12 protein-coding genes are annotated in these 12,196 nt (G+C 67.1%); 5 read left to right on the forward strand and 7 right to left on the reverse strand.

Annotation, left to right across the window (positions count from 1 at the left end; translation table 11 throughout):
* Positions 1-72 precede the first annotated feature (72 nt).
* A complete protein-coding gene (locus tag BN4332_RS30440) occupies positions 73-1,590 on the forward strand; it encodes an HNH endonuclease signature motif containing protein (protein ID WP_066903672.1) in 1,518 nt (505 codons plus the stop codon).
* 97 nt (positions 1,591-1,687) lie between these two features.
* Positions 1,688-2,203 carry a GNAT family N-acetyltransferase gene (locus tag BN4332_RS30445; RefSeq protein ID WP_066903674.1) on the forward strand — a complete coding sequence of 172 codons (516 nt, stop codon included), beginning with the start codon at positions 1,688-1,690 and terminating at the stop codon, positions 2,201-2,203.
* Here the strand turns inward: BN4332_RS30445 and BN4332_RS30450 are convergent.
* Both BN4332_RS30450 and BN4332_RS30455 read right to left on the reverse strand, forming a co-directional pair.
* Complete coding sequence (locus tag BN4332_RS30450) at positions 2,193-3,350, reverse strand: fatty acid desaturase family protein (RefSeq protein WP_066903676.1); 1,158 nt, start codon at positions 3,348-3,350, stop codon at positions 2,193-2,195. The genes BN4332_RS30445 and BN4332_RS30450 overlap by 11 nt on opposite strands.
* Before the next feature lie 23 nt (positions 3,351-3,373).
* A complete protein-coding gene (locus BN4332_RS30455; RefSeq protein WP_066903678.1) occupies positions 3,374-4,447 on the reverse strand; it encodes a ferredoxin reductase in 1,074 nt (357 codons plus the stop codon).
* 71 nt (positions 4,448-4,518) lie between these two features.
* Between BN4332_RS30455 and BN4332_RS30460 the strand changes: the two genes are divergently transcribed.
* Together BN4332_RS30460 and BN4332_RS30465 are read left to right on the forward strand one after the other, a co-directional pair.
* Complete coding sequence (locus BN4332_RS30460; protein ID WP_066903680.1) at positions 4,519-5,211, forward strand: TetR family transcriptional regulator; 693 nt, start codon at positions 4,519-4,521, stop codon at positions 5,209-5,211.
* A 9-nt stretch (positions 5,212-5,220) separates the two neighbouring features.
* Complete coding sequence (locus tag BN4332_RS30465) at positions 5,221-6,012, forward strand: enoyl-CoA hydratase/isomerase family protein (RefSeq protein ID WP_066903682.1); 792 nt, start codon at positions 5,221-5,223, stop codon at positions 6,010-6,012.
* Positions 6,013-6,015: 3 nt separating this feature from the next.
* On the opposite strand, the gene BN4332_RS30470 is transcribed toward BN4332_RS30465, so the two are convergent.
* Entirely contained in the window at positions 6,016-6,624 is a 609-nt protein-coding gene (locus tag BN4332_RS30470; RefSeq protein WP_066903684.1) for a hypothetical protein, read from the reverse strand.
* Entirely contained in the window at positions 6,621-7,391 is a 771-nt protein-coding gene (locus tag BN4332_RS30475) for an SDR family NAD(P)-dependent oxidoreductase (RefSeq protein WP_066903686.1), read from the reverse strand. Before BN4332_RS30475 ends, BN4332_RS30470 begins: the two co-directional genes overlap by 4 nt.
* A 130-nt stretch (positions 7,392-7,521) precedes the next feature.
* Between BN4332_RS30475 and BN4332_RS30480 the strand changes: the two genes are divergently transcribed.
* Positions 7,522-8,109 (forward strand): Rv1733c family protein, encoded by a 588-nt coding sequence (locus tag BN4332_RS30480; protein WP_066903688.1) that lies wholly within the window; start codon positions 7,522-7,524, stop codon positions 8,107-8,109.
* A gap of 1 nt (position 8,110) precedes the next feature.
* On the opposite strand, the gene BN4332_RS30485 is transcribed toward BN4332_RS30480, so the two are convergent.
* The 3 genes from BN4332_RS30485 to BN4332_RS30495 are packed head-to-tail and all read right to left on the reverse strand — an operon-like array spanning position 8,111 to position 12,164.
* Entirely contained in the window at positions 8,111-8,965 is an 855-nt protein-coding gene (locus tag BN4332_RS30485) for a pseudouridine synthase (RefSeq protein WP_074133239.1), read from the reverse strand.
* Positions 8,962-10,707, reverse strand: a complete 1,746-nt coding sequence (locus BN4332_RS30490; RefSeq protein ID WP_066903692.1) for a glycerol-3-phosphate dehydrogenase/oxidase — start codon at positions 10,705-10,707, stop codon at positions 8,962-8,964. Before BN4332_RS30490 ends, BN4332_RS30485 begins: the two co-directional genes overlap by 4 nt.
* 41 nt (positions 10,708-10,748) lie before the next feature.
* Complete coding sequence (locus BN4332_RS30495) at positions 10,749-12,164, reverse strand: NAD(P)H-quinone dehydrogenase (RefSeq protein WP_066903694.1); 1,416 nt, start codon at positions 12,162-12,164, stop codon at positions 10,749-10,751.
* Between the last annotated feature and the right edge of the window lie 32 nt (positions 12,165-12,196).

Consider the following 12,196-nt stretch of genomic DNA (forward strand, 5'->3'; position numbering starts at 1 on the left):
CCGTGGCCGCAGCCCTCCACAAACCTGCGACTCTTCCACAAAATGTCAGTGGAGCGGGGTAATATCGAACACATGTTCGAGATTGATTCCGCTGCGGAGCTGATCGACCAGATCAGTGCGGCCGCCCGCGCCGAATCGGTGGCCATCGCCGCCCGACTGGCCGCCATCGGAGCACTGGACTCCCTGCGCGAACACGAACTGATCGATTCGATCTTGTGGCGCACCGATCCGTTCGAAGAGGTGGCCGCCGAAATCTCAGCAGCAATGCGGATCAGTAGGGGCCGCGCCGGCACCCAGATACACCACGCCCGAGTACTGCGCGACAAACTGCCCCAAGTCGCGGCCCGGTTCGCCGTCGGCGACATCGACTACCGGGTGATACGGATGATCATCACCCGCACCGGGATCGTCGATTCGTCGGTGTGGGCCGGGTTGGATACCGAACTGGCCGCCCGCGCCCACCGCTGGATGCGACTGTCCGAACGGCAGTTACGTGATCGGGTCGATCAGTGGGTCGCCAAACTCGACCCCAACGGGCAACGGGTCCCACCCGACCTCACCGAAGAACGGTTCGTCCAGATCGAACCGGGCAGCCCCGGCAAATCCACCATCTGGGCCAACATCGACGCCGCCGACGCGGTGGCGCTCGATCAACGATTGGATGCCCTGGCCGCCACGGTGTGCGACCACGATCCGCGCACCCGCGAACAACGGCGCGCGGACGCGATCGGTCCGCTGGCCAGGTTGCAAGCCCACCTGTCGTGCCGGTGCGGTCGTGACGACTGCCCCGCCGCACAACAGCGGGCCGCTGCTGATGCGGCGATGCTTCACCTGCTCGCCGAGCAGGCCACCGTCGACGGCACCTCGAACGCTCCCGGATATCTGCTGGGGTATGGCATCGTGCCCGCCGAGACGGTGCGGGATCTGGCCGCCCACGCCAAGATCAAGCCGCTGCGCGTACCCAACGCACAGGCCCAATCCACCGAACCGGCTGGGCCGACCGAACCTGCCGGGCCGACCGAACCGACTGGGCCGACTGGGCCTGTCGGGCCCACCGAACCGGACGCCGAGCCCGGGTACCGCCCGTCGGTCGCCTTGTCGGAGTTCATCCGTTGGCGTGACCTGACATGCCGATTCCCCGGCTGCAACGCCCCCGCGGCGCGCTGCGATGTTGACCACACCACACCCTGGCCGCAAGGGCCCACCCACCCGTCCAACACCAAGCTCTACTGCCGCGTCCACCACCTGATCAAAACGTTCTGCCCCGGCTGGACCGACCGCCAATACCCCGACGGCACCGTCGAAATCACCACACCCACCGGCCACACCTACACCACCGAACCCCACGGCGCCGCACTGTTTCCCGACTTGGCCGGCCCGACCGGGGACCTCACCCATCCCGAACCACCCGCGCACGGGCCGAACCGCGGCGCGAAGATGCCCAAACGCACACGGACCCGCGAACAAGACCAACAAGACCGCATCGCCGAAGAACGCCGCCTACGCGCCGAACTCAACAACGACCTCGCACACGAACGCGCCTACCAAGCCTGGCTCGCCGAAGAATACGGACCACCACCACCCTTCTGAACGGTTGGGTAACGCGCGATTACCCGCCGCGAGTCACGGGTAGCACCTGGGCAACCTCCTGCGCCACCCGCCGGTGCCCCTCGCCTAGGGTGAGAACATGACCAACGCTGTCGTCCGCCCTACGTCATCGGATGACCTGGACGCGATCAGCACCATCTATGCCCACCACGTCGAGACCGGCGTCGCCACCTTCGAGCTGACTCCGCCGGATCGCGCCGAGTGGGATCGTCGGCTGGCGACGGCCCGTGAACGGGAATTGCCCTTCCTCACAGCGGTACTCGACGGAGTGATCGTCGGCTACGCGTACTGTGCGCCCTGGAAGTTGCGGCCGGCGTATCGGCACACCGTCGAGAACTCGATCTACCTGGCACCGCAGTCAGCCGGTTACGGGATCGGAACCCTGCTGCTGCAAGGACTGCTGGCCGGCTGCACGGCGGCGGGCATCCGTGAGGTCATCGCCGTGGTGGTCGACACCGACGATGCGGCGGCTTCCCTTGCCCTGCACCGCAAGCACGGCTTCGTCGAGGCCGGGCGACTGCGCGCGGTCGGGTACAAACACGGACGATGGCTGGACACGGTGCTGTTGCAGTGCAGCCTGCCGGTCAGCAGTTGACGAGTTCAGGCTCACAGATCGGCTGCGAAACTGGTTCCGGCGCCGGCTCGTTCACCACGGTCTCCTTCTCCACCGGCTCGGGATCCTTGGGCTTGCCGCCCCATGGAAAGGCAAGTCGCACGATCTTGCGCACCACCGAAGCGAACTGCTTGTGGATCGGGCCGGTGTTGTACGGCAGACCGTAGCGCTGGCAGATCTCCTTGACCTCACCCGAGATCTCGGCGTAACGGTGCGCCGGGATATCCGGGAACAGGTGGTGTTCGATCTGGAACGACAGATTGCCGCTGAAGATGTGGAACCACTTGCCGCCGGACAGGTTCGCCGAACCGAGCAGCTGGCGGTAGTACCACTGACCGCGCGTCTCGTTCTGGGTCTCCTCGATGGTGAACTCGTGAGTGCCCTCCGGGAAATGACCGCAGAAGATGATGGTGTAGGACCAGACGTTACGCATCAGGTTCGCGGTCATGTTGCCCGCGAACACGAATGGCGCGAACGGCCCGGCCAGCAACGGGAACGCCACATAGTCCTTAACGGTCTGCTTGCGGACCTTGGCCCACATCTCGCGCAGCATGTCCTTCTTGTCCCGCAGCTTGATCTCACCGGAGCGGATGCGCTCGGTCTCCAGCTCGTGCAGGGCCACGCCGTACTGGAAGAACACCATCAACAGGAAGGCGTACAAGGGATTACCCAGGTAGTACGGCGTCCACTTCTGGTCCTCGCTCATCCGGAGGATGCCGTAGCCGATGTCGCGGTCCATGTCGACGATGTTGGTGTAGGTGTGGTGCATGTAGTTGTGCGAGTGCCGCCACTGGTTGGACGGGCAGGCCGAGTCCCATTCGAAGTTCTGGCCGCGCAATGCCGGATCGCCCATCCAGTCGTACTGGCCGTGCATGACGTTGTGGCCGATCTCCATGTTGTCGAGGATCTTCGACAGCCCGAGCATCACAGTGCCGACCGGCCAGGCCGGCGGAAGGAACAGCAGTGCGCGCCCACCGACCTCAAGCTTGCGCTGCATCTTGATGATGTCGCGGATGTAGGTGGCGTCGCGTTCGCCGAGATCGGCGATCGCCTTCTCGCGGATGACGTCAAGCTCGCGGCCGAACTCTTCGAACTGTTCGGGGGTCAGGGTGTAGGTCTTGTCGGACATGGCACGTCCTTTCGTCAGAGACTTCAGAGGTCGATGGCGACGTCACCGACGGGGGCGGTGACGCAGATCTGGATTTCTTCGCAATCGGCGGCGGAGACCGCGCCCGTGATCAGATTGCGCACCGCGCCACGGGTCTTGAACCGGGTGCAGCTGTGGCAGATACCCATGCGGCATCCGCTCTCGGGATTGAGGCCGGCGGCCTCGGCCTGCGCGAGCAGGGTCTGCCCGTCGTCGGTGGCCTCGATGCCACTGGCCGTGAACGCGATCGTTCCGCCGGTCGCTTCGGCCGGGACGCCGAACACCGGCGGTACGAAGCTCTCCGACCGGGCATCCGGGCAGAGTTCGCGCACGGCGTCGACGAGGGCCGGCGGCCCGCAGACGAACACCGCGTCGGGAGCGACACCGGGGAACGCGGCCTCAAGATGCGCCGGGCCGAAGTAGCCGTCGAGATCGCCGGCCGCCCCGTCTCGGGTGTAGCCGTGCAGCACCCGCACCCCCCGCATGGCCGCCAGTTCGGTGCGGTAACAGGCCTCCTCGGCGCCGCGCGCGTAATGCAGGAACGCGATCTCGCCGGTGAACGCCTGTGCACGCAAGGTGCGGAGCATGGACAGCACCGGCGTGATGCCGCTGCCACCGGAGACGAACAGGATGCGCCGCGGCAGCACCTCGGGCAGGACGAAATCGCCGCCGACGGAGTCGAGGCCGAGCACCATTCCCGGGTACGCGTGGTCGCACAGGTAGGTCGAGACCAGGCCACCGTCGTGGCGGCCGATGGTCAACTCGATCGAACCGGACCCCTCGGCGCTGGCGGGCGAATAACACCGGGTGCGACGTCGGCCGTTGATCTCGACGGAAAGGTTGATGTGCTGGCCGGCCCGGAACCCGGTGAACGCGTCGTTGGGTTCCAGGGTCAGGGTGACGCTGCGCGACGTCTGCCGCCGCACTGCCACCACCTTGGCGCGGGCATCGCCGCGGGTCCAGGTCGGTTCGACCAGCTCGGTGTACCGGTCTATCCCGTGGGGGCCGGTCAGCAGGTTCGCGAGCGCACTCATCCGCGGTGCGGCTAGCACTCGCTTCGTCAATGTTTGAGTGAACATGTGTACACAGTGCGCGTGCACACCCGACTCTGTCAACGACAAAATTGCTGCAAGTGGTAGGGTTCACATCAGTGAACAGACGTACGCCCAATTCACGAACATCCACGTCACGAACACGAAAGCCGGAGTCGGCATCGCGTTCGCGCGAGACGCTGTCCCGGGAAGAACGCAAAGAGGCCACCCGCCGCGCCATCATCACCGCGGCCCTCACGCTCCTGGAGGACCGCAGCTTCAGCGCGCTGTCGCTACGCGAGGTGACCCGGGAGGCGGGCATCGTGCCCGCAGCCTTCTACCGGCACTTCGACTCGATGGACGCCCTCGGCCTGGTGCTCATCGACGAGTCGTTCCGCTCCCTGCGTGACATGCTGCGCGGCGCCAGGGTCGGCAAGCTCGACCCGCACCACGTCATCGAATCCTCGGCCGAGATCCTGATCGGCAGCTTCAACGACCGACGCGAACACTGGCGGTTCATCGCCCGCGAACGGTCCAGCGGAGTATCGGTGCTGCGCTACGCCATTCGCACCGAGATCCGGCTGATCACCTCCGAACTCGCGATCGACCTGGCCCGCTTCCCCGCGCTCAAGGACTGGAGCAGCGAGGATCTCAACATCCTGGCCAACCTGTTCGTGAACGCGATGATCTCGATCGCGGAGAACCTCGAAGACGCAGGAGACGCGCAATCCGTCGCGGCCATCCACCGCACCGCGGTCAAGCAACTACGGATGATCGCCGTTGGCGTCAACGGGTGGCACAGCAGCGGCTAGGGTCCGCTCATGTCCCTCGCAGAACCGCTCGATCTCGCCTACCCGCGACCCGACATCGCCGTCATCACGCTCAACCGGCCCGACAAACTCAACGCGCTGTCCTTCGAACTGGTCGAGGCGCTCCATGCCACGCTCGACGCGATCGCGGCCAACAACGAGTGCCGGGTCGTCGTGCTCACCGGCGCCGGACGCGGCTTCTGTTCCGGCCTGGATCTGAGCGACCCGAACCCGCCCGAGGCCGGTGGTGGCACGGAGTTTCCCCGCTCGGGGATGCGCTGGCAGGAGCGGATCGCCAACCTGACCGTCAAACTGCACCGGCTGCGCCAGCCCGTCATCGCCGCGGTGAACGGCGCCGCCTACGGCGGTGGCTTCGCCCTGGCCGCCGCCAGCGACATCCGCATCGCCGGCCCGTCGGCGAAGTTCTGCACCCAGTTCATCAAGCTGGGCATCGGCGGCTGCGACATCGGGGTGAGCTACACGCTGCCGCGGATCATCGGGGCGGGACCGGCGTTCGACCTGATCCTGACCGCGCGTGCGGTCGACGCGACCGAGGCACTGCGGCTCGGCCTGGTCACCCGCGTGGTCGACGACACCGCCGATCTGGTCGGCGCGGCACTCGAGGTCGCCGAGACGCTTTGCGGCTACGGCAAATTCGGCCTGGAATCCACCAAGCAGGTGCTGTGGGCCAACCTCGATGCCGGTTGCCTGGAGACGGCACTGCACGTCGAGAACCGCAGCCAGATCCTGTCGGTCGGCACCGGGAGTCTGAGCGGGTCCGATCGGTTCACCAAGCACAGGTGAGCGTCACAGCATCTTCCCGTTGATCGGCACGAGGGCCAGGAAGCCGACCGCGAGCAGCCAAGCCAGCATGACGGTGATGAAGATGCCACCCGCGATCCGAAACCGCCGAGGCGAAGTGAACGGCAACGTGAGAACGACCATAGCCGCCATGAGGCCGAGTCCACCCAGAAGCGACTTGGCCGCCAGGAACGATCCCACCAGTCCGGCTGCCACAGCGAACGGGATGACCCACCGGTAGTACTCACGCGGTATGCCGAACGGCAACATCGCTCCGTCGGCCGGGAGCACCAGATCGGGCCGATAGTGCGCCAGCCAGCGCCCGATCTGCCCGGTGGGCCAATCCTTCTCGAACTCATGCGGGTAGATCGCGTCGGCACCCGGCGCGCAGATGGCCCACGCATTGAAGACGACTCGCAAGGACCCGCTCATATTGACCATGGCGATGCCGGTGATATCGCGCCACCCGAGCTGCACCGTCTTCCCGCGACGTTCGAACGTGATCCCCGCCGGCGACATCGTCAGAATCTGACGCCGGCCGCGCCACACGCGTGTGCTGTCCGCGCCCTGCAGCACGAGCGGCACGGTGAAGTCGTCGTACACCGGAGCAGTCATCGCGGAGTGCCGCCACCGTCGACGATGACCACCTGCCCGGTCATGTAGCTGCCGGCGTCCGAACACATCAGCAGGGCCGCGCCGACCATCTCGTCCGGGGTGGCCAGCCGCTTCATCAACGTCCCGCCCTTCATGAGCTCGATGGCCTCCTGCGGGTTGTTGCGCATCATGTCGGTGTCGACGGGTCCGGGCGCCAGCGCGTTCACCCGGATGCCCAGCGGGGCGAACTCGGCGGCCATCGACCGGGTGACGGACATGAGCGCGGCCTTGCCCGAGGCATAGATGGACAGCGCGGGGGCGAAGTTGAACGCGCCGACCGACACCAGGTTCAGCACCGCGGCCTTGGAGCTGGCCTTCAGATGCGGCAGGGCGTGCTGCACCAGGAACACCGGCCCGCGCAGGTTCACCTCGTAGGACTTGGCCCAGGCCTCCGGCGTCATCTGCCCCAATGGCTGCGCCAGCGCGTTGGCGGCGTTGTTCACCACCACGTCGACCCCGCCGAATTCGGCAACAGTGCGCTCCACCAGCGCACCGAGATCGTCGATATTGCCGCTGTGTGTGGGCACCCCGATCGCCTGTCCCCCGAGCTCGCGCAGATGCTCGGCCGCCCGGTCGCAGGCGTCGGCCTTGCGGCTGGCAACAACCACCCGGGCGCCGGCGAGCGTAAAGCCCTCGGCGAGAGCCAAACCGATGCCACGGGTGCCGCCGGTCACGATCACCGTCCGGTCGGTCATGTCGAACAGATGGTCAAAAGTCTCACGATTCACCCCGTCAGTAGATCACCCACCCCTCACCGGCCATGTGAGGTTCGCCTCGCGAACCCGGTCCGAGCTGGATTACCTCGCCATCGCAGTGCCAGCATGGAGACGTGGCCGTGATACGAGGGATACGGGCTGCATGAGGAGCAGTCGGCGTCGGTGGTGGGTGCTGCGTGCGCTCGGCCGCAACCCGCTCGTCCGCGGCGCCGACCGGCTCGAAGCCTGGGCCGTGATCCTCGCCGCGGTGGTCGCCGTTTGCGTGATCCCGCAGGCGATCGATGTCGGGCAGAACACCTACGACACCGTGGTCCGCACCGCCGAGACCCAGGCGCAGACCCGCACCCAGGTGGAAGCCACCGTCGTCGCCGACACCACCCCGACGCCGATGACGGAGGACCGCTCCTCCATCGTCGACATCACCTGGACGGCCAACGGCTCGTCGCACACGGGTTCGGTGCAGTCCAGTCGCTTGTACGAGGTCGGCGACACGATCCCGATCTGGGTCGATCAGACCGGACGTCGCGTGCCCGCCCCCATCTCGGCCGACAGCGCCGCAAGCTATGCCGCCGCCGCCGCGGTGGCGGCATGGCTGGGCGCGGCAGTGCTGTGCGGCCTGGTCCTCGTCGCGATCCGCGCGGTGCTGGACCGCCGCCGGGCCCGCAGCTGGTCAGCCGAACTGCGGGTGCTTCTAGACCGTGGCGACGGCCGCACCAAATGGCACCACTGAGTCAGCCCAGTCTCCGTGCGCTGACGAACACCCGATCACGGCCGCTGATCGGGTCGGTGAACTCCAAGCGGTGCGCCAGCAGTTGCAGCGGGTGCTCGAAATCGTGGGGTGCGACATCGATAACCCTGGGATACAAGGAATCACCGATGATCGGCAGGCCGATCGAGGCCATGTGCACCCGCAGCTGATGCGTCTGCCCGGTGTGAGGCGTGAGCCGGTACAGCCCACCCCCGATCTCCTCGATGTAGGTCTCGGCGTTGGGTGCACCGGGCTCCTCGAACGCCTGTAACCGCCCGCGGTGCTTGACGATCCGGCTGCGCAAGGTGGTCGGCAACGCCACCGTGGCGGAGCCCGCCGCACGCGCCAGATACGTCTTACGCACGCCGCGCTCGGCGAACAACCGCTGATACCGTCCCCGGATCTCGGGACGCACGGTGAACAACAGCACGCCTGCGGTCAGCCGGTCCAGCCGGTGCGCGGGGCTCAACTCAGGCAGATCCAGGGCGCGACGCAACCGCACCAGTGCGGTCTGCACCACGTGACCGCCGCGCGGCATGGTGGCGAGGAAATGCGGCTTGTCGGCGACGACGATGTCGTCGTCGCGGTACAGAACCGGGATGTCGAACGGCACCTCCACCTCGTCGGCCAGGTCGCGGTAGAAGTACACGTGCGCACCCGCGGGCAGCGTCGTCGTCGCGTCGACAACCGCGCCGTCGGGCAGGACGACCTCTCCGGCAAGCACTTTCGCACCGATACCGAACCGGCGCTCCAGCTCGTCGTATACCCTGCCGCCCAACAACCGCAGCCGGGCCGGGCCCAGGCCGTCCCGCACCGGCAGCGGTGGGCGTTGTCTCAATTCAGCGGCACGGGTTCGAGGATCTCGGCGCGGGCCTCGGGCGCGGCCTGGCGTAACGCGTCGGCGGACTCGTCGTCGGGCTGGGTCTGCGAAAGCACCTCGGCCTCCACCCGGGCGAGATAGGTGGCGACCTCACGGTCGACATCCGCTGCGGTCCACCCCAGTACCGGCGCCACCACTTCGGCGACCTCGCGGGCGCAATCGACTCCGCGGTGCGGATATTCGATCGCGATCCGCATCCGGCGGGCCAGGATGTCCTCGAGATGCAGGGCCCCCTCGGCCGCCGCGGCATAGTAGGCCTCGACCTTGAGGTACACCGGCGCATCGGTGATCGGAGCGAGCAGATCCGGCTTGTCCTCTGCCATCTTGAGCACCTCACCGATCAACGAGCCGTAACGGTCCAGCAGGTGCCGCACCCGGTAGGGATGCAACCCGTAATGCTTTCCGACGAACTCGGTTTGATTGATCAACGCGAAGTACCCGTCGGCCCCCATCAACGGAACCTTCTCGGTGATCGACGGGGCGACCCGGGCCGGGATGAACTCGGCGGCGGCGTCGATCGCGTCAGCGGCCATCACCCGGTAGGTGGTGTACTTGCCGCCGGCAATCGCCACCAGGCCGGGCGAGGGCACCGCGACGGCGTGCTCGCGCGACAGCTTGGAGGTCTCCTCGCTCTCACCGGCCAGCAGCGGGCGCAACCCGGCGTAGACCCCGTCAATGTCGTCGTGGGTCAGCGGCGTGGCCAGCACGGTATTGACGTGGCCGAGGATGTAATCGATGTCGGCCTTGGTCGCGGCGGGGTGCGCGAGGTCCAGATTCCAGTCCGTGTCGGTGGTGCCGATGATCCAATGCGTGCCCCACGGGATCACGAACAGCACCGATTTCTCGGTGCGCAAGATGATCGCCACTTCGCTGACGATGCGGTCGCGCGGCACCACGATGTGCACGCCCTTGGACGCGCGGACCCGGAATCGGCCGCGCTCCTTGGACAGTGCCTGGATCTCGTCGGTCCAAACCCCGGTGGCGTTGACCACGACGTGCCCACGCACGTCGGTGATGGCGCCGTCCTCGGAATCGCGCAGCGTGACACCCACCACACGATCGCCTTCGCGCAGCAACGCCACCACCTGGCTCGACGAGCGCACCACCGCGCCGTAGTGTGCCGCGGTGCGCGCCACCGTCATGGTGTGCCTGGCGTCGTCGACCACGGTGTCGTAGTAACGGATCCCGCCGATCAGCGAGCTGCGCTTCAGCCCGGGAGCCAGCCGCAGCGCCCCGGCCTTGGTCAGATGCTTTTGCGCGGGAACGGATTTCGCGCCACCGAGCTGGTCATAGAGGAAGATGCCGGCCGCGATGTACGGCCGTTCCCACCACCGGTTGGTCAGCGGGAACAGGAACGGCAGCGGCTTGACCAGATGGGGAGCGAGCGTGGTCAGGCTCAGTTCACGCTCGTACAGGGCTTCGCGCACCAGCCCGAACTCCAACTGCTCGAGGTAGCGCAGGCCGCCGTGGAACATCTTCGAGCTGCGGCTGGACGTGCCGGAGGCGAAGTCACGAGCCTCCACCAGGGCGACCTTGAGGCCGCGCGTCGCCGCGTCGAGCGCCGCGCCGGCTCCCACGACGCCACCGCCGATCACCACCACGTCGAATTGTTCACTGCCGAGTCGTTGCCAGGCTTGCGCCCTTTGCTGCGGACCGAGGAAGGTTTGCCCGTCGCCCGGTGCTGAGATCGGGTCAGTCACGTTCCCAGGCTACGTGGACGACGTGGGATCTGCCGGATTCTCTAGTCCAGGTCGTCGTGTTTCATCAGCTGACGCGCCGCTTCGGTGATCGATCCGGACAGCGACGGGTACACCGAGAAGGTCTGGGCCAGCTCGTCGACCGGGATGCCGTTCTGCACGGCCAGCGCGATCGGCAGGATGAGCTCCGAGGCGATCGGCGCCACCACCACGCCGCCGATCACCACACCGGTGGCCGGTCGGCAGAAGATCTTGACGAAGCCGCGGCGCAGGCTGGACATCTTGGCCCGGGCGTTGGTGTTGAGCGGCAGCGTCAGGGTGCGGGCCGGCACGGATCCGTCATCGATCTTGGCCTGCGGCACCCCGACGGCGGCGATCTCGGGGCGGGTGAACACGGCCGCCGCCACGGTCCGCACCCTGATCGGCGCGACCGCCTCGCCCAGCGCGTGATACATCGCGATGCGTCCCTGCATCGCTGCCACCGAGGCCAGCGGCAGCAGGCCGGTGCAGTCGCCCGCCGCGTAGATACCCGGCACCGAGGTCCGCGACACGCGGTCGACCTTGAGGTAGTTGCCCGGCCCGAGTTCGATGCCCACGCGTTCCAGACCAAGGCCACTCGTGTTCGGAACCGAGCCAACCGTCATCAGAGCGTGGCTGGCGTCGACGGTGCGGCCGTCGGCCATGGTGACGCGCACCCCCGTGTCGGTCCGGGTCACCGACTCGGCGCGAGCGTTCTTCACCAGCGTCACACCGCGTTCGGAGAACACCTCCTCCAGCACCGCGGCCGCGTCGGAATCCTCGTGCGGCAGGATCTGGTCGCGGCTGGCGACCACCGTCACCGTCACGCCGAGTTCGGTGTAGGCATTGACGAACTCGGCACCGGTCACACCGGAACCGACCACCACGAGATGCTCGGGCAGGGCGTCGAGGTCGTAGAGCTGGCGCCAGTTGAGGATGCGCTCGCCGTCGGGTACCGCGTTGGGCAACACGCGCGGGCTGGCACCTGTGGCGATCAACACCACATCGGCAGTGAGCTGGTCGACCGTGCCGTCGGGGCAGGTTACCTTGACCCGGTGCTGGGCCATGCCGGGGACGTCGTCGATCAGCTCGCCGCGGCCGGCGACCAGGTCGATCCCCTCACTGCGCATGCGCTGCGCGATGTCGCCGGATTGCGCGGTGGCCAGGGTCTTCACCCGCTCGTTGATCTGCGGCAGCGAGATCTTGGACTGCTCGAAGTCCAGCGAATACCCCAGGTTGGGGGCACGCCGCAGCTCCGTGCGCACGCCGGTGGAGGCGATGAACGTCTTGGACGGCACACAATCCCACAACACGCACGCACCGCCGATGCCGTCACTGTCGACGACGGTGACGTGCGCGACCTCTGGGCCGCGAGCGGCGGCGACCAGGGCCGCCTCATAGCCGGCGGGTCCGCCGCCGATGATCACGATGCGGGTAGCCACGGGACTAACCTAACGAACTTCGCCGATTAAGC

Source organism: Mycolicibacterium houstonense, from assembly GCF_900078665.2.
Classification (GTDB): domain Bacteria; phylum Actinomycetota; class Actinomycetes; order Mycobacteriales; family Mycobacteriaceae; genus Mycobacterium; species Mycobacterium houstonense.